Annotated in this window: 17 protein-coding genes; 6 read left to right on the top strand and 11 right to left on the bottom strand. The window is 35.1% G+C overall.

The window, feature by feature from the left end; translation table 11 throughout:
- The first annotated feature begins 32 nt into the window (after nucleotides 1-32).
- A complete protein-coding gene (locus A3Q33_RS18420; RefSeq protein ID WP_081181233.1) occupies nucleotides 33-1877 on the top strand; it encodes a monovalent cation:proton antiporter-2 (CPA2) family protein in 1845 nt (614 codons plus the stop codon).
- A 130-nt stretch (nucleotides 1878-2007) separates the two neighbouring features.
- Here A3Q33_RS18420 and A3Q33_RS18425 read toward each other — a convergent pair whose 3' ends face one another.
- Nucleotides 2008-2574 (bottom strand): hypothetical protein, encoded by a 567-nt coding sequence (locus A3Q33_RS18425; protein WP_081181234.1) that lies wholly within the window; start codon nucleotides 2572-2574, stop codon nucleotides 2008-2010.
- A 183-nt stretch (nucleotides 2575-2757) separates the two neighbouring features.
- Between A3Q33_RS18425 and yghU the strand changes: the two genes are divergently transcribed.
- Complete coding sequence (gene yghU, locus A3Q33_RS18430; protein ID WP_081181236.1) at nucleotides 2758-3627, top strand: glutathione-dependent disulfide-bond oxidoreductase; 870 nt, start codon at nucleotides 2758-2760, stop codon at nucleotides 3625-3627.
- Between the two features lie 50 nt (nucleotides 3628-3677).
- Here yghU and A3Q33_RS18435 read toward each other — a convergent pair whose 3' ends face one another.
- The 6 genes from A3Q33_RS18435 to A3Q33_RS18460 all read right to left on the bottom strand — a co-directional run bounded on the left by A3Q33_RS18435 (nucleotide 3678) and on the right by A3Q33_RS18460 (nucleotide 9845).
- Entirely contained in the window at nucleotides 3678-4889 is a 1212-nt protein-coding gene (locus A3Q33_RS18435; protein ID WP_081181238.1) for an EAL and HDOD domain-containing protein, read from the bottom strand.
- A 135-nt stretch (nucleotides 4890-5024) separates the two neighbouring features.
- Nucleotides 5025-5477: a hypothetical protein gene (locus tag A3Q33_RS18440; RefSeq protein WP_081181240.1), complete on the bottom strand. Its 453-nt coding sequence runs from the start codon at nucleotides 5475-5477 to the stop codon at nucleotides 5025-5027.
- 73 nt (nucleotides 5478-5550) lie between these two features.
- Entirely contained in the window at nucleotides 5551-6750 is a 1200-nt protein-coding gene (locus A3Q33_RS18445; protein ID WP_081181242.1) for an alkaline phosphatase family protein, read from the bottom strand.
- Nucleotides 6751-7071: 321 nt separating this feature from the next.
- Nucleotides 7072-7629, bottom strand: coding sequence for a phosphoribosyltransferase (locus tag A3Q33_RS18450; RefSeq protein ID WP_081181244.1), 558 nt, complete (start codon nucleotides 7627-7629; stop codon nucleotides 7072-7074).
- Nucleotides 7630-7716: 87 nt separating this feature from the next.
- The gene (locus A3Q33_RS18455) at nucleotides 7717-8655 is read right to left on the bottom strand and encodes a M20/M25/M40 family metallo-hydrolase (RefSeq protein ID WP_081181246.1); all 939 of its coding nucleotides are present in this window, start codon (nucleotides 8653-8655) and stop codon (nucleotides 7717-7719) included.
- Entirely contained in the window at nucleotides 8652-9845 is a 1194-nt protein-coding gene (locus A3Q33_RS18460) for a tetratricopeptide repeat protein (protein ID WP_081181248.1), read from the bottom strand. Before A3Q33_RS18460 ends, A3Q33_RS18455 begins: the two co-directional genes overlap by 4 nt.
- Nucleotides 9846-10087: 242 nt before the next feature.
- Here A3Q33_RS18460 and A3Q33_RS18465 point away from each other — a divergent pair, with 242 nt between their 5' ends.
- Nucleotides 10088-10984 carry a hypothetical protein gene (locus A3Q33_RS18465; RefSeq protein WP_081181250.1) on the top strand — a complete coding sequence of 299 codons (897 nt, stop codon included), beginning with the start codon at nucleotides 10088-10090 and terminating at the stop codon, nucleotides 10982-10984.
- Between the two features lie 124 nt (nucleotides 10985-11108).
- Here A3Q33_RS18465 and A3Q33_RS18470 read toward each other — a convergent pair whose 3' ends face one another.
- The gene (locus tag A3Q33_RS18470) at nucleotides 11109-11711 is read right to left on the bottom strand and encodes a glutathione S-transferase family protein (RefSeq protein WP_081181252.1); all 603 of its coding nucleotides are present in this window, start codon (nucleotides 11709-11711) and stop codon (nucleotides 11109-11111) included.
- A 97-nt stretch (nucleotides 11712-11808) separates the two neighbouring features.
- On the opposite strand from A3Q33_RS18470, the gene A3Q33_RS18475 reads away from it, so the two are divergent.
- From A3Q33_RS18475 to pepE, 3 genes are all read left to right on the top strand, one after another.
- Complete coding sequence (locus A3Q33_RS18475; RefSeq protein WP_196798006.1) at nucleotides 11809-12582, top strand: ferredoxin--NADP reductase; 774 nt, start codon at nucleotides 11809-11811, stop codon at nucleotides 12580-12582.
- Between the two features lie 726 nt (nucleotides 12583-13308).
- On the top strand, nucleotides 13309-13719 hold the full coding sequence (locus A3Q33_RS18480; RefSeq protein WP_081181254.1) for a type II toxin-antitoxin system HicB family antitoxin: 411 nt from the start codon (nucleotides 13309-13311) through the stop codon (nucleotides 13717-13719).
- A 141-nt stretch (nucleotides 13720-13860) separates the two neighbouring features.
- Nucleotides 13861-14595, top strand: coding sequence for a dipeptidase PepE (gene pepE / locus A3Q33_RS18485; RefSeq protein WP_196798007.1), 735 nt, complete (start codon nucleotides 13861-13863; stop codon nucleotides 14593-14595).
- Between the two features lie 37 nt (nucleotides 14596-14632).
- On the opposite strand, the gene bioD is transcribed toward pepE, so the two are convergent.
- The 3 genes from bioD to A3Q33_RS18500 are packed head-to-tail and all read right to left on the bottom strand — an operon-like array spanning nucleotide 14633 to nucleotide 17314.
- Entirely contained in the window at nucleotides 14633-15310 is a 678-nt protein-coding gene (bioD, locus tag A3Q33_RS18490; RefSeq protein WP_081181256.1) for a dethiobiotin synthase, read from the bottom strand.
- Nucleotides 15311-15365: 55 nt separating this feature from the next.
- Nucleotides 15366-16151, bottom strand: a complete 786-nt coding sequence (gene bioC / locus A3Q33_RS18495; RefSeq protein WP_081181258.1) for a malonyl-ACP O-methyltransferase BioC — start codon at nucleotides 16149-16151, stop codon at nucleotides 15366-15368.
- Entirely contained in the window at nucleotides 16151-17314 is a 1164-nt protein-coding gene (locus A3Q33_RS18500) for an aminotransferase class I/II-fold pyridoxal phosphate-dependent enzyme (RefSeq protein ID WP_081181260.1), read from the bottom strand. The genes bioC and A3Q33_RS18500 overlap by 1 nt, the downstream gene beginning before the upstream one ends.
- Nucleotide 17315 lies beyond the last annotated feature (1 nt).

Below are 17315 nucleotides of genomic sequence, written 5' to 3' on the forward strand. Positions count from 1 at the left end.
TAGAATAAAACAATAAAAACTATTGATAAATTATGTTAGAAAGTGCCTTGATCTATTTAGCCGCGGCAATTGTTGCAGTACCTATCGCTAAACGTTTAGGTCTCGGTTCTGTATTAGGATATTTATTAGCGGGTATTTTAATTGGGCCATTTTTATTGGGTTTAGTCGGAGATCAAACCAACGTTATGCATTTTGCTGAGTTTGGTGTGGTTATGATGTTATTTTTAGTTGGATTAGAATTACACCCTTCTCGCTTATGGAAACTTAGACATTCCATTATTGGTCTTGGTGGTTTGCAAGTTACGCTGTCAACATTAATTATATTTTCTGCTTGTTTATACCTTTTAGACTTAAGATGGCAAACATCTATGGCGATAGGTTTAATGCTAGCGCTTTCTTCTACAGCTATTGTGCTACAAACGCTCAATGAAAAAGGTTGGATAAAACAAGAAGCCGGACAAAATGCCTTTTCCGTTTTACTTTTTCAAGATATAGCAGTAATCCCAATTTTAGCATTACTCCCCCTGCTCGCTTTTGCTGACTTAACTGCTACATCTAGCGATCAAGCGCATGGTAACTTAATCGAAAATTTACCTGTTTATGGCCAAGTGTTAATCTCTATTAGTGTTATTGCTACAATAATTTTAGCTGGAAAATATATATCTACGCCAGTATTTAGATACATAGCAAACACTCAACTACGCGAATTATTTACTATTTTTGCACTATTTCTGGTTATTACTATTGCCGTATTAATGCAAAAAATAGGCTTATCGCCGGCATTGGGTACTTTCTTAGCCGGTGTTGTATTAGCAGAAAGTGACTTTAGACATGAATTAGAAGCAGATATAGAACCATTTAAGGGCTTGTTACTTGGTTTGTTTTTTATAACTGTAGGTGCTTCAATCGACTTTCAGTTATTTGGCGAACAGTTCACTAATATTATTTTATTGGTTGCGGGTTTAATTCTTATTAAAGCTTTAGTGCTCTATATATTGAGTGTTTTATTTAAACTATCAGGTAAGCAGAAGTACTTATTTACTTTAGCATTAGCACAAGGTGGAGAGTTTGCTTTCGTATTAATTACGTTAACAACTTCGCTGCAAATACTGGATAGCGTTCAAACAAAGTTCGCTACTTTAGTCGTTGCCCTATCTATGTTAATGGCGCCATTATTGTTAATTTTCTACGATAAAGTAATCGATAAAAAATCTATTGATAATAGTTATGAACCTACAGATAAAATCGAACCAACAACGCACGTCATCATCGCGGGGTATGGTCGATTCGGGCAAATAGTAGGACGCTTATTAGCGGCTCAAGGTTATAGTTTATCTATTTTGGATCATAGTCCAAGTCAAATAGAGATGTTGAAGCGATTTGGTAATAAAGTCTACTATGGTGATGCTTCAAGACAAGACTTACTTGAAGCGGCAGGAGCCGAAAACGCGAAATTACTCGTTATTGCCATAGACGATGCTGATAAAATTATTAGTTTAGCAAAACTCGCTAAAAAGCATTTTCCAAATTTAAAAATTGTAGCTCGAGCCAGAGACCGAAGTCATGCATATCAATTAATGAGTATAGGTATCACTGTATTTAAAAGAGAAACCTTTGATTCTGCTCTAAACCTAGGTATTGAAGCATTAAAGTTACTCGGTAATGACGAAGAAAAAGCACAACGTGCGGCTAAATTATTTTCTGACCATGATCATGAATCATTACAAATTCTTGCTGATTTATGGGGAGATGATCATCGTTACGGCATTGCTGTTAAACAACGAAAAGAAGATCTACGGTTAGTGTTAGCCAAAGATGAAGCTGAACTAGAAAAGCTAAATACATGCCACGGTGCTGGATGTGACGACAAAATATAATTTTAAGCACTGTTTCTATTCAAAAACAAAATAGATAATCAATGCTACTTTTGCCCTACCTGATTATCTATTCTACTATTCAATTTAATAGAATATTTTTATGATTATGTGGTTAGACGTATTACGATAATTAATTATTAGGGCAAATGACTTTTGTAATTCTGCTATCGCAAAGGTAGATTTGCTTGAATCTATTTTGCCATTGCTTTATTTCTTTAGCGTTAATGTTACCTTGCCAAATTTTTTGCACATGATAAAAGCTATCTTGCCCTTGTAAAATCAGGTGTAATATTTCAGCTTTACTGCCGTCTTTCTTTGAACAGTTTGTTTGCCACATCTCGCTGGGATATAATTTATTTGGAGATGATTGAAGTGTGAACGTTGTAAACTTTTCACAAGACTCATATCCAGGTTCGTCTATCACTTGTCGAATGTCAGCTAATTTATTTATGGGTAAAGTAACACTGATAACGTAAGCATTTTTAAAACCGTCAATTGGGTGTTGCCACATTCTAACTTTATAGTTTTCTTTATTTTCAACCGACATTTGCCAACCTGCCAAAAATCCAGAATAAGGTGTGATGAGATTTTCACCCTGGTATACCAAGGTTTTATGTTCTACCACATTTGAACAGCCAGATAAATTTATGAAAGCGAGCACATAAAAAGTCATGCTTCTCATTGTTATTTTATGCATGCTAGATTTCCACAGAGGATAAAAACTATTTAATTGTTCGCTAATATATAGTTTTTTAAATTTCTTTCATATAGTTATTGTCTAACTAGTAAATTTAAAATCTAAAGTTTTCGACAGTTTAACTAGTAAGTTTCTAACTTTAAGCATAACGTAACGAAATAACCTATAAAGATTGGAGATTACATGAGCGACGAAAATTCATATGTCCCGCCAAAAGTATGGCAATGGAATGCTGATAATGGTGGCAATTGGGCAAGTATTAATCGCCCGGTGTCCGGACCAACACATGATAAAGTTTTAACAAAAGGTAAACACCCTTTTCAGTTATATTCTCTAGCGACACCAAATGGCGTTAAAGTTACCATTATGTTTGAGGAGTTACTCGCATTAGGTATCAAGGGAGCAGAGTATGATGCCTTTTTAATTGATATCAGCAATGGCGATCAATTTGGTAGTGGTTTTGTTGAAATAAATCCTAACTCTAAAATACCAGCATTGTTAGATCAAAGTAATGAGCAATCAATTAAATTATTTGAGTCTGGCTCAATATTATTTCACTTAGCTGAAAAATTTAATACTTTTTTACCAACAGATGAAAAACGTGCTGAATGCATGTCTTGGCTTTTTTGGCAAATGGGCAGCGCACCTTATCTTGGCGGTGGATTTGGACATTTTTATGCTTATGCACCTGAAAAAATAGAATATTGTATTGATAGATTTTCAATGGAAGTGAAACGCCAACTTGATGTGCTCGATAAACACCTTGAGAGCAATGTGTATATGTGTGGTGACGAATATACTATTGCCGATATTGCTATTTGGCCGTGGTATGGCGCACTCGCTTTAAATCGTTTATATGATGCTGCAGAATTTTTAGATTTATCGACTTATAAGCATGTTATGCGTTGGGCTGAAAACATTGATAAGCGCCCTGCGGTCAAACGAGGTGTTATGGTCAATAAAACTTGGGGAGAGTTATCTACGCAATTACATGAAAGGCATGAAGCTAGCGACTTTGAAAAGCGCACTCAAGATAAGCTAACTGAAGAATAGTAAATCAAAAAAGAGCGTATTCATCATACGCTCTTTTTTATGCTAATAACTTATATACCTAACGACTTACACCAGTTACTCGCGTTAACAAACTCTTTGTGAATAAAGTTAGCATCAAGGCCATATAAATCAGTTAACTGCTGTATATTTTCACCGTTACCCGTAATGTAATTAATGGTTAAATCCAATAATTCTCCCAATAATCCACTATGGTTAACTAACGCTTCTACTATTGGCTTAGCTAATGGCATGGTCTTTAAAATATCATCCATCGGGCGGCTCAATATAACTTCAATCGAACTTAATAACCCCGTTATAAATGCAAAGTCACGAATTTCAAAGAATGCGCTTTCAGTCGCAAGTGTCGCCATTAGTTTCGCTGTTATCAACGACTGCCTCGAAATTTCACTAGTTTTATTTGTGGTTAATTTAGATAAGGCTAAAATAGTAACAAATTGCTTAAGCTTGTCTTCACCTAAATACGCAGCCGCTTGTTTTAATGAGGTAATTTCAACACGTGCACCTGTTGAAACATTGTTAACTAATTTAAGTAACCCTAGCGTTAAATTAACATCATGGCCGATTATTTCTGCTATATGATCAAAATCTAGTGGTTGATTGAATGTTTCGCTGATCAAATGCAGCATTTGTGACTTAATTGGCGCTAACGTTTGCCCTTCAATAATTTCTGGCTCGTGATAAAAAAAGCCTTGGTAATAATTAAACCCAACTTCTGCTAACGATTGTAACTGATAGTTGGTTTCTACCTTTTCAGCGATTAATTTGATATCAAATGGTTTAATCCTTTCTAAAACCGGACGTATGCGTTTAGCATTAGTTATTTCTATATCAATTTTTATCATAGCAAGATATGGAAATAATACGTCCCATTTTTCATCAAGATCATATTCAGTCAACGCAACTTTATAACCTTTATCATGATAGTACTTAACAATTTTTAGCAGACGCTCACTTGCAGATTGGTGCCCTACTAATTCGATAACAATACTAGCTTTATCAAACATCAATGGGTATTTATTGATTAAGCATTTCTCAGTGAAATTTATAAAGGCTAACTTTCCTAAACTAACTGATTGAATATCCCCCTGAAAATGATTTTGTATAATCAGTTTTGAGCTAGCGATGTCTTGATCAATTTCTGGAAATTTATTTTTGGGGCTATCTCTAAATAAAAGTTCGTAACCAACCGTTTGATGATTTCTGTCAAGTATAGCCTGACGGGCAATGTAACTTATTTGCATAGGAAGATTATTTGAAGACTTATTGTATTTAAAACATACCTCATTATGCATGTTATTGAAAAGTAATTAATGAAAATTTCGCAAGTTTCTGACTTTAATAACCCGTCATTAAGTGAAATGTTATAAAAAATACCTTTAGGTAGGGGCAAACCGCGAAATAGTCGTATGTAAAATATCTAGCGTTAGTACATCGCCGTACATAACACCTGGAATAAATGGCGCGAGGATTTCAAGTTGATTTAAAGGCTGGAAGTGCTCCGTTTTGGTATTTACTTGCGGTTGATAAATTAATGCTGGAAATGATTTCGATTTTACTAAGATATGACATCGATAAAACTTAAAATCTTCTGGTGGAATATCTTCATGCCATTTTACTTGCTTAAAATAGTGGTCATCATGCTTTAATATAATCGAGCTACAGTGAAATTGTGCATTTATAGTTGCAGGATAAAATCCAGATAGTTCAAGGCCTAGTGCACGAAAAAAAGAGGTTTGGGCAGCAATGGTCCCTTTTGGGAAACGAGGGTCATTAGCAATACCTGACGCTACTTGATGCCCTTTTACCACCGTAAATTTAAATGTAGCCATTGTGTCGCACTGTTTCAATTGTCTTTCAGTAAACGTAGGTGTTATTTAGACCCATGATATATCCATAGTATCGCTATTTAATCATTAGCTCTGCTACTTTATAGTTACCGTCAATATTGTCGACATCTTTCAGTTTTAATGCGCGTGTGATAATTGGTAATACATTTACGTTTTCAAATGCTTCAACTTGCACGTTTTTTCTAAATGCTGGTCCTATGGCAATAAAAATAGCATTTAACTCAGGTTGAAACTTTGAATCGTAGCCATGGGTTTCAGGCTTTATAGTTTTTTTACCATTCTCAAAAATATAGGAAGGTAAAGCTTCAATAATAACATCAGGGACCGCGGCAGTTTTGCGGTTTAACTGCCAATGTTTTGGGAAATTAGGGTATTGGTAAATACGATAATTTTCTTTACCGGCAACTGTTTTATTATTATTTAATAGTTGAACGGTTTGTTGTAAATTGCTATCACTATCACTATACAAATAAAGTTGTGTAGAGCCATTAATAGCCTTCACACCTTCGACAATGTTTTCCTGCCATTTGATTACATGGTCTTTATCAATTTTTGTCATACCATGATCGGAAACAATAACTAAATTAACCTCTCCATTAAACTCTTGGTTAATTTGATCGACAAAATTACCCAGTAAGGTATCAAGTTTACTAATAGCGTTAATAAGTTCTGGCGAGTTTGCACCGAACTCGTGCCCTGCATCATCTACACTGGCAAAGTAACCAGCGATAAAATTTGGACGTTCAGCTTCGGGCAGACGTAACCATGTCAGTATTTGTTCAAGTCTGTTTTCATTGGGAGTGAAGTGATCATAAGGATAATAATAACTGGCCGTGTTGTTATCTATCGCGGTTTCTGATTCAGGCCAAAAATAAACGGCAGATTTATTACCCTGCATTTCATTGATATGCCAAAGTGGATCTGCGGTAAGCCATCTAATATCGTTTTTTCCAGCACCAAATTTATATGACTTCCCAATATCTCGATGGAAAAACGAATTATGCACTATGCCATGATTTACAGGATAACGACCCGTGATAATACTTAGGTGATTAGGGAAGGTTTTACTTGGGTAAACCGGTAACAAAGCCTTAGCACTAGTGCCCTGCTGAATAAGCGACATTAATGTTTTGGGTTTATATTGCTCTATATAGTGTTGAGCAAAACCATCGATTGATAATAATATCAGCGGTGTTTTAGCCCAACCTACGGAAGAAATAAAACAGCCCAAAAGTATACTTGCTTTTAGATTCATTCGTTACTACCAGTAAAATATGCCCAATCTTAATAACGATTAAGATAAGGTATTAACTATTTTATTACAAGCTAGCATTGGTATTTCGCTTTTTATAATTGAATATTTATAGCTGTTTTATTTATGAGCGCCTACGTGACATCGAGAGGAAGTAGAAAAGTGATCGATATTTAATGACGAGCTATTCAGGTATAGGCTGTTTGATTTAGTAGAAATCGCGGGGTAATTTATGAAAGTTATCGTGCCTCTACTGATGAGCTATTTAAAGCACTAACGCACAACGATGTTATGGGTTAGTGCTTTGACCATATTTAAATAAGGTTATTTAAATAGATCTAAAATATTGACCAAATCTTTTTTACCGTGCGCAATTTCGTCTGGTGTTAAGCCAGATAGTTCATGTGGAAAAACTAACCATTCTGATGACTCATGTACATAATAATCAGGTACTAAATCTACTTTAGAATTTGTTGGCTTATACCAAGGACAGGCTATTCTTACATCTGTTGGCATATTGTTGCGGGTTAACTTTTTCATTTGAGTTATTAACGCATCAATACTGCGACCAGAGTCGAATACATCATCCACAATTAACAGCCCATCATCAGCATTTGCATTTTCAATTATATAATGTAAACCGTGAACTTTAATTTCTTTGCTTTGCTGATTAATACCGTAATAAGAAGATGTTCGAACGGCAATATGGTCAGTTTCAACTTTTTTAAAGTCAAAGTATTCTTGTACTGCGATGCCGATAGGTGCACCACCACGCCAAATACCAACAATAAATTGTGGTCTAAAACCGTCTTCATAAACCTTCGCAGCAACACGAAATGAATCTTCAAGTAACTCTTGCGCTGTTATAAATCGCTTTTCCATCGATGAGTTAACCTCATTTAATTAATTTTTAGAGTAAGGGTTATTATAACGTGATTTTTACCAGCCTGAGTAGCACAGTTGAAAAAATTATAGATTTTGATCAATAAATTGAATTTGTTGGTAGATAATATTTACTGCTGAGAGAAAAAAAGCGCGATTTATGTTTTCATAAGTATCAGTTATCTGGTGATAGTTTTTGTGACATCCAACACCAAAATAAATAAACGGAATACTTTGTCGATAAAACACCCCATGGTCACTCGCGAGTTGCCACTTTATATTTTTGTCAGCACATTGATTTCGTTGTCTAAATCCTTGCTTTAATTGCAGAGCATAATTTTTCTGCTCAAAGGCTAATGCTTTCTCTTTGCCCAATAGATCAGTTATGCCTCTACTTATATATCGTAAATATTTTGTCTTCGCATTGCCCGCTATCATATCAAGGTTAATGTTGAGTACTATTTTATCTAATATTAGTGCGTTTTGTTTTATGAATGCCTTTGCGCCGTTTAAGTTAACTTCTTCTCCGTTAGTGAATAAAACTATCACGCTGTATCTTAACGGAGAATGTTGTAGTTTTTTTGCATAGTATAATAATGCAGAGGTACCTGAGGCATTATCGTCAGCGCCGTTATATATTTTATTGCCACGGCCACCAATGTGATCAAAATGAGCGGAAAGAACGATAAACTTATTTGGGAACTCAGTACCTTTAATTAATCCTGTAACATTATGGCCTTGAGTAGAGTTAAAAAGGCCTGGAATAGAAAAAGGGGCTAAATATTGGGTTGATAGTGATTTTATGTTGTTTTTTTTAAGTTGGTCAACAATATAATCTTGGCTTAATTTACTGCCCTTTGTGCCAATTCGACGTCCTTGCAACTTATCTGATGATAAATACTGTAAGTGTTTTAGCACCGCTTCTTTTGGACTATTCACTAACCCAGTAGTTGAAAGGTTTTGCCTACTGCAGGCTGTACTCGTCATGATAACAAAGAGTAAAAAATACGATTTTAAATTGATCATGGTAATTTACTATTGTTCTCAATTTTTTTTAATATATTTAACTTCGCTAAGTATTGTTCGTCGAGTTGAGGACTACGGTTTTTAGCTATGGCTTTTTTAACATAGTATTCAGCTTTTTTAATGTTATTTAGCTTGTAATAAACTTTAGCCAAACCAAAATAAAATTCATGGATATTATCATTAAGTTTTATGGCTTTTTTATAATGAGATATCGCCTGGTTATAAGCACCTTTATAGAACCTTTCATCAGCCAGTAGCGCGTAATAATAAGGATTACTAGCACGTTTGTGCATGATATGACTATCAAGTATCCTTGCTTCATCGTATAAACCATTAAGGTGCAACAACATACTTAAATTAGCCATTGCGGTTAAATTATTTTTGTTCAGGTAAATAGCATATCGATAGGTATCAATCGCACTTTGTTGGAAGCCTTTAAAACGGTACAAAATACCTAAGTTACCCCAAGCAGAAGAAAAGTAAGGATCAAGGGAGGTAGCTTTTTTTAAATAAGCGTAGGCTGAGACATAATCTCTATTAACCATCGCAGTAGCACCTTTATTATTGTAGAACATCGCAAGCACATTATTTTTATAGATTTTACGTTTTGGAAATGACTTTTTATTAACAAAGGGATCAAAATCAATTTCAATACCTGTTCGCTGCCAAAGTACCACTTTATCAGGAAAGCTTTCCTGTAAAACAGTTAAATTGATGTGCCCTGTGAGCATGTTGACACGTCCATTGCGAACCCAATACTCAGGCACTTCAACACCTTGAAAAGCAACATTTAATTTTGCTTCTTGCGCTATCGCATAAGCCATAATAGTGAGTGATAAACAATTAGCCTCTTTGTTTTTAAAGGCTTGGGCAGCGACAACATTGGCACCAGATTCATAGGCTAAATTGATGTTTTCTGGGCTAAAAAATTGTTGAAGTAATTTGTGCGCTTTTTTACGAGTATCACGTTCAAAACTAATACTTTTTGCCATACTTTTCATTTCTTCACTCAAGGCGAAAATTTCAGCTTCGGTCTCTACTCTGACCGCTTTGTAACCTTTAAATTTTTCATCTAAAAATTTATTAGTATGGCTTGCAGCATTATAGTTTTGGAGTTTGCTGGCTGATTGACAGGCCGTTAAGGATAAAAATATTGTGACTAGCAACGAGAGGTTTGATGAGTTTTTCATATACCCTCCTAAAAACAGATGATTTACGTTGTATTAATCATATGCCTGTTCATTACATTACGCTCGATTTTTAATCGACTATTAATAAAAAATTACAATTTATTAGCAATAGTTTTTAACCCCTCTATGCCTGTTATATATGTACTCATTCGTCTCAGCTTACAATTTTAGACAAGTAATTCAAACTATTCCCTGCTATGCTGCACTCTATTGAATTTTATACTCTTTGTGGCCTTTAATTTATGAAAAAAACACTCGCCGGATTTTTTACCGGAAGTGCTATTGCCGTAGCTATAATCATAACGACTACGAGCTATCAGTTATACAAAAACAAATATGCCACCATTGACGCGCAACTCAAGGAAATATCAGGTATTGAGTTTGATAAAAGTATGAAGCTGTGGGCAATAAATGATGGCGGGGATGATGCAAAGTTATACCAATTGAATAAGTCTGGAGATATTGAAAGAGAAATTACCGTCACTAATGCGAAGAATATTGACTGGGAGGATATGACACAAGATGATTTTGGCCACTTCTTTTTAGGCGACTTTGGCAATAATGACAATCTACGTAAGTGGTTGACGATATATAAAATTGAAAATCCTATAGATATTAAAGGTGAAACAACACAAGCAGAAATTATTAAGTTCAAATACCCTGAACATACTAGTTTTCCGCCTAAAGCTGACGAAATGGAGTTTGATGTTGAAGCGTTCGTTTTTTATAAAAAGCATCTTTATTTATTTACTAAAAATAGAACGGTCCCTTTTAACGGCATAACTACTTTATATAAAATTGGTGATCATGCTGCCAATTACGATGCAATAAAAATAAATAAATTTAAGACCTGTACTATCGCTGTAAAGCTATGTTGGATAACTTCAGCCGCTTTAAGTCCTAACAAGAAAAGATTAGCATTGTTGGATTCTCAACGTATTTGGCTATTTGAAAATTGGCAAGGAGATGACTTTTTTTCTGGAGATAAATATCGTATTGACTTAGGTATAGTTACACAAAAAGAAGCGATTACTTTTCTTGATAACGATAACATAGTGTTCACTGATGAAGAGTTTCTCGGTATTGGCAGAAACGCTTATGAAATTAATCTTAATGACGTAAAAAAGAACAAACTCTAAATTAAGTAACTTAATGGCCTATTTAGAGCAGGATAAAAGGTGTAAAAATACTAAAATATGCACCGATAGTTATACTTTATCAGTAAAGTCTTCAAACTCTCATCAGTCAATGATGCTTAAATAATTACACCACAGGCATTGGCAGATAGTTATCTTGCATTTTAATTCTTTCAAGCCAATTACTTATGGCTGAAAATTTTGATAACTCAAATCCGCCTTCATCTGCGACATGGGTATAGGCAAATAACGCTATATCGGCAGTGGATATTTTATTACCTGTTAAATAATCACTTTTCTGCAATTGCTGCTCCATCACCTTAAGTGCTTTATAGCCACCTACCTGCTTTGATTCATACTCAGCGCGCCTATTTTCAGGTAAGCCAAGGTACTTTGAGATAAATCTAGCGACAGCAATATAAGGTTCATGACTATATTGCTCGAAAAATTGCCATTGTTGTACTTTGGCTAATGCAAAAGTTTCATTGGGTAATAAATAACTCCCATGCGCTAAATAATTAATGATAGCGTTCGACTCAACTAAGCAACGGCCGTCATCTAATTCCAAAAGTGGTATTTTCCCGTTATTACTTTTACTGAGAAAACTTGCTGTAGTGTTATCACCTTTAAGTATATTTATCGGTAACCATTGATATTCTATGTTTAATAAAGCACAAGTTAACTGCACCTTATAGCAATTACCTGATTGACTATCACCATATACCTTCAAATTAAATTCCTTTCTCATAAAGAATGCTATGTAAAATAATGCGTTAGTTCTATAGTTATTATATAGCTCATAGTAACTAAACTACCAGGAGAACACTATGATGACAAAACTCAACGGTTTTGCCAAAGGTGAAGTTATTAATTATAAACAATGGACCGATAACGAATTTTCGATCACGGTAAAATCAGAAATCGGTCCTTATGTGGCGGGACAGTTTACAAAATTGGCCCTGCCCGATGAAAACGGTAACTGGCTTAGACGCGCCTATTCCTTTGTTAACTCTCCAAATCATAGCCAAGGTGCAAATTGTATGGAGTTTCTTATTATCGATGTTCCTAATGGCGATTTAAGTCCTAAACTTGGGCAACTACACCTAGGTGATGAAATTTATGTAGGTGAAAAGCCTAGTGGCTTTATGACCCTAGCAGAAATTCCTCAAACAGCGACTAACCTTTGGTTACTTTCAACAGGCACCGCCATAGGGCCATTTTTGTCCATATTGGCTGAAATAGAAACTCAAAGTCGCTTCGACAATGTTATCTTAGTTCACGCTGTTAGAACTCGGCAAGAATTAGTCTATCAAGAATTAATTGAAAAATTTAAACAAGAATATACTGGTAAGTTAAGTTATCTGCCGATAGTTTCACGCGAGAAACATCAGCATATAATGTCTGGACGAATTCCTGACTTATTAAAAGACGGTAGCCTAATGCAGGCTATTAACTTAACGCCAAATAAAGAAAGTAGCTTTTTCTATTTATGTGGAAATCCTGCAATGGTTCACGACACACGAGATGTATTACTTGAATTAGGTTTTCAAAAACACTTAAGACGATCTGCTGGACATTTTAGTTTTGAGAACTATTGGTAATTGAGCAATTACTGATTCTTGATTACTGGCTATCGTAAAAGTCCCTGCTTAAAAGTCACCTGACATTATTTGCCATGGTCTAAAAATTACTAACTATGGCAGTAAGGTTTACGTTATTTTCATATCAATCAGCGCATGATCAGCCATAAAAATATGGCTAAATACAAACAAAAGCACAGATAAAAAACACTCATCTCATGTCATAAACTTCTGTTTAAATCGTTATATTAAAGCTCTTTTTTGCTCTCTTATCTTGGCCTATTATCTTAGCTTTTTTTATCAGGATATAATGAATAATTAAATTTTAATCATGTTGCTATATGTCGTTTAATAGTCGTTTTTTAGTTTAAACACCTCGTTAAACAAAACATAAAGTAAATTTATTCAGCTAATCTATCTGTAAAAAAGTGATATAAATCACAAAAACGCTCCTATAAAACCACCTAATAACTCTATAGATAAAACTATTTGTATCCTAAGCGATAACAAATATAAATTTAAACATTACAAAACACAAAAATTAATAAGCCTTTATTACTTGAACCTCAAAGTAAGTGAATAGTCACTCCGAAACAATATAGAGTTACCGGAGTTGCCATATAAGATATTTACAGAGTTATTAGGGTTGTAGTATAATCACACATAATAACCCTGGGAGTTACTATTGCATTTACTTTAGGGGTTATTAGGGTTAGACTAAATTAAAGGCGAAACTCAGGAATTACTATGAAATATCCCGTATTGGTTTTACGTAATAATGAAGAGAATAATTACCTATTTTCAATTGTTGATTTACCGGGTTGTCAGGTGAAAGCTACAACAATGGATGAGGGATTTTTATTACTAAATGAAGCGATGATTTCACACTTAAAAGTATTAGTTGAATATGGTGAGCAAGTGCCACATGCAAAAACTATTGAAGAGCATATGTTACTGTCTGTTGCAGCCTCTCCGATTTGGGCTGTGCTTGATTTTGACATTGTGCCCTATATGGGTAAAAGTCATAAAATAAACGTAACCTTACCTGAGTTATTAATAAAACAAATTGATGATCGGGTGGCTAAATCTTCACAATACAAAACCCGCTCTGGCTTTATCGCAATGGCATGTTCAACAGAGTTAGCAAAACGGAGTTAGCAAAACAGAGCTAAATAAGAATATGAATTTAGTCTTTTAAATAATGAGGTTTTATAAAATAAAACAAATAATTATTATTCAAATTAAATTTATAAGTCAGGTAAAATAGAAAGATTAAAAAAATTTATATAGGTGAATCAATTGACCATTGAAAATGCAAACTTACTGCTACTTAGCAGCTCTCGTGTTGGTAACACAGAATACTTACACCATGCTTTAGCGATGATAAAAGCAAAACTTGAAGGTGTGACTGAATTATTGTTTATCCCCTATGCGGGAGTCACATTAAATTATGATGACTATACGGCAAAGGTTCAAAACGCATTAGCTGAAATTGGTATTAAAGTAACAGGTATCCACCAATATGATGACCCGATCATCGCAATTAACTCGGCAAAAGCCATAGCTGTTGGCGGTGGTAATACTTTTCATTTATTACACCAGTTATATCAACACAAGTTAATTAAGCCCATTCAGAACAAAGTGGCTAAAGGTACACCTTATATAGGTTGGAGTGCTGGTTCAAATATTGCTGGGCTTACTATTCGTACAACCAATGATATGCCAATTATTGAACCGTTGAGCTTTGATGCCTTGCAACTTGTTGAATTTCAGCTGAACCCACATTATACCGATCACAATCCTGCGGGTCATAATGGGGAAACTCGTGAACAACGTTTGGCTGAGTTTATGGTGCTTAATCCGACGACAGCCATTGTTGCGATTGTGGAAGGTACGGCATTAGATATTATGCAAAACTCGATGAAACTTGTTTCAGGTTTACCTGAAAAATTAACTGAAGCGAATGGTTTTCTATTTAAGGCGAGTCAGAAGACAGTTATAACGCCTGATGATAACCTAGACTACCTACTGTAAATTTATTTAACCAACTGTTTTTATATCAATTTACATATTAATATTGCGAAGTTAATAGTGAAATATCTATACGCTTCGCCGCGTTAGTAATATCTTTATCAAAAGGTAAAACTGCCAATTTAGGTATTGGTAGTAAGGTAGTTAACTCACTAATATTTTCAGTTAAATATGGCATATCTTCTGGGCAATTAGCTATCCAGCCCAAGCATTTCAAGCCATCAGCTATAATAGACTGATAAGTTAATACTGCATGGTTTAAACAACCTAGCTTCATATTAACGACAAGGATGACATCTTGTTGGCTTGCTTGAACAAACTCGGATAAAAACTTTCCTTGCCCAAGCGGTAAGCGCCAACCACCAGCACCTTCACATATCACAATGTCAGCCTCTAATACTGTAACATTTTCATAGCCAGCTTGAATATCAGTTAAACCAATAACTTGTTGTAACTGAGCTGCAGCTATATGTGGGGCAATAGGCTGTTCGAAAGCAATGGGGTTAACTTGAGTAATGGGTTGCTGGCAATTAGATTGCTTAAGTAATAACAAGGCATCTTCGTTTACTAAATCATTATTAATGCGTTCGCAACCCGCAGATATCGGTTTATATACCGCCACTTTTTTATTTGTATTAACAAAGGCGTGCGCAAGTGCTTGCGCTGCGTAAGTTTTCCCCGCGTCTGTGTCGGTGGCGGTAATAAATAATTTCAACATAACAGCTGACTCTTTAAATTAGTAACGAATTCTGCAACGATTAAATTTTAAAAGCTTAATCGTTTAACTTCACAATAAGGCCTGAAAAAGCTTTATAAGTTGCCGGGTATATACCACTTGGCTCTATAAAGTCTTGATAGCTTTTAGTCATTTTTTGCCACTTATCTTTACCCGCAAGCCCTTTGGCCTGCTTTTTAGGTACATGATTCGCACCCAGGCTTTTCAATTCATGTGCTAAATGTAAAACATTTTCATATTCTAATACTATATCTTGCTGTTTAAAATCCAATAGCTTGCGATCAGTGCCGTCAAATAATGGTCTAATATCAGTTTCTGCTTTAAAGTCGATTACGTGTTGGTCATTATCAACTTGTGCCCAAGCAGACTTTAATTCAAATAAAGTGCCATCAATTAAAGTACTAAAAACAAACAGGCCACCGGGTTTTAATACTCGAATGACTTCATTTAGCACTAAATCTAGTGGGTCACACCACTGGATCATAAGATTGGAATAAACTAAATCGATACTGTTATCTTGTAATGGAATTTTATATGCGTCGGCTTCTAGCCAATGAATGCTTTTATTACGATTATCTTTAGAAAAATTTAGCATTTTTTTCGATATATCTACACCAATAACTTGTTGATAACGACTTGCCAAAAGGTCGGTAAAAAAACCAGTACCCGCACCCAAATCTAACGCAGTTAAATCATTGCGATTAGGTAACCAAGGCATTAAATGCTTACCACAATAGCGTTGTAAACGCGCTGAAATGTCATAAGAAGTACTAGCTGAGCCAAATGATCTCGCTATCTTAAAACGGTTAGTCTTTTCAGACATTATGCTATAACCTCATTGATACAATTAGCTAAGTAATTGATATCTTTAATTTCATGTTTCGATGTTACGGTTACGCGTAACCTCGAACTATTATTTGGAACAGTAGGAGGACGGATGGCACTGAGCCAAATACCCTTATCTCGTAATTTTTGACACACAGCAAGTGTTGCAACTTCATCGCCAATAACGATGGCATGAATTGAAGATGCATTTTTAATTAATTGTACTTTATTGCTGAGTTTTGACGCAAGTAATTGACTCAATTCTGTAATTTTTTCGCGTCGCCAATGCTCACGTTGAATGATTTCAATACTCTTTTTTGTTGCCCAAGCTAATGCCGGAGAAATAGCCGTGGAATATATATAATGCCGAGAAAAATTAACTAAATAATCAGCGAGTAATTCATCACAAGCCACAAAGGCTCCGCTGGTGGCAATACTTTTGCCAAAGGTTGCCATAATCACGTCCACTTCTGCAACGCTACTACTTCCTTCACCTTTATTACCTACAACGCCGATACTGTGGGCGTCATCTAAATATAATAAGGCTTGGTGTTGCTGTGCTATTTTAGATAATTGTTCTACGTCGGCCTGATCGCCGTCCATACTAAAAACGCCTTCAGAGACAATAACCTTGTTTAACTCGTGACCCGTATTAATGGCTGCTTGTTGGCTTTGTGATAAAAATCTTTGTAGTTGTGCAGTATCGTTATGTAAAAAGCGTTTTACTTTAGCATTACTTGATAAAGCACCATCTATTAATGACGCATGACTAAGTTTATCTAAATAAAGTTGGCAACTCTCATGCCCTAATGCGTGCATTAGCGCGTTATTGGCCGAAAATCCGCTAGCAAATAACAAACATTTGGGCTTGTTTAACCAATCACAAATGTCATTTTCTAATGCTTGATGTGCATAAGAATAGCCAGTAATTAAACTAGAACCGCTAGCGCATGTGCCAAATCTCTCAGCCCCTGCTAACAATGCTTGGTTAATTTCTGGATGGTGATTTAAACCGAGATAGTCGTTAGAAGAAAAGTTTAAGTAACTTTTATCGTCGATTTTAACATAACGACCATTTTGCTCAGCAACACATTGTCGCACACGATAACGTGTGCGCTGTTTTTGTTGTGCAATATTTGCGGATAAAAAATCAAACGCCATA

The organism is Colwellia sp. PAMC 21821 (assembly GCF_002077175.1).
GTDB lineage: Bacteria > Pseudomonadota > Gammaproteobacteria > Enterobacterales > Alteromonadaceae > Cognaticolwellia.

Coding starts and splice junctions, on each gene's coding strand:
- A3Q33_RS18420 (WP_081181233.1), top strand. CDS start 33: ATGTTAGAAAGTGCCTTGATCTATTTAGCCGCGGCAATTGTTGCAGTA.
- A3Q33_RS18425 (WP_081181234.1), bottom strand. CDS start 2,574: ATGCATAAAATAACAATGAGAAGCATGACTTTTTATGTGCTCGCTTTC.
- yghU (WP_081181236.1), top strand. CDS start 2,758: ATGAGCGACGAAAATTCATATGTCCCGCCAAAAGTATGGCAATGGAAT.
- A3Q33_RS18435 (WP_081181238.1), bottom strand. CDS start 4,889: ATGCAAATAAGTTACATTGCCCGTCAGGCTATACTTGACAGAAATCAT.
- A3Q33_RS18440 (WP_081181240.1), bottom strand. CDS start 5,477: ATGGCTACATTTAAATTTACGGTGGTAAAAGGGCATCAAGTAGCGTCA.
- A3Q33_RS18445 (WP_081181242.1), bottom strand. CDS start 6,750: ATGAATCTAAAAGCAAGTATACTTTTGGGCTGTTTTATTTCTTCCGTA.
- A3Q33_RS18450 (WP_081181244.1), bottom strand. CDS start 7,629: ATGGAAAAGCGATTTATAACAGCGCAAGAGTTACTTGAAGATTCATTT.
- A3Q33_RS18455 (WP_081181246.1), bottom strand. CDS start 8,655: ATGATCAATTTAAAATCGTATTTTTTACTCTTTGTTATCATGACGAGT.
- A3Q33_RS18460 (WP_081181248.1), bottom strand. CDS start 9,845: ATGAAAAACTCATCAAACCTCTCGTTGCTAGTCACAATATTTTTATCC.
- A3Q33_RS18465 (WP_081181250.1), top strand. CDS start 10,088: ATGAAAAAAACACTCGCCGGATTTTTTACCGGAAGTGCTATTGCCGTA.
- A3Q33_RS18475 (WP_196798006.1), top strand. CDS start 11,809: ATGATGACAAAACTCAACGGTTTTGCCAAAGGTGAAGTTATTAATTAT.
- A3Q33_RS18480 (WP_081181254.1), top strand. CDS start 13,309: ATGAAATATCCCGTATTGGTTTTACGTAATAATGAAGAGAATAATTAC.
- bioD (WP_081181256.1), bottom strand. CDS start 15,310: ATGTTGAAATTATTTATTACCGCCACCGACACAGACGCGGGGAAAACT.
- bioC (WP_081181258.1), bottom strand. CDS start 16,151: ATGTCTGAAAAGACTAACCGTTTTAAGATAGCGAGATCATTTGGCTCA.
- A3Q33_RS18500 (WP_081181260.1), bottom strand. CDS start 17,314: ATGGCGTTTGATTTTTTATCCGCAAATATTGCACAACAAAAACAGCGC.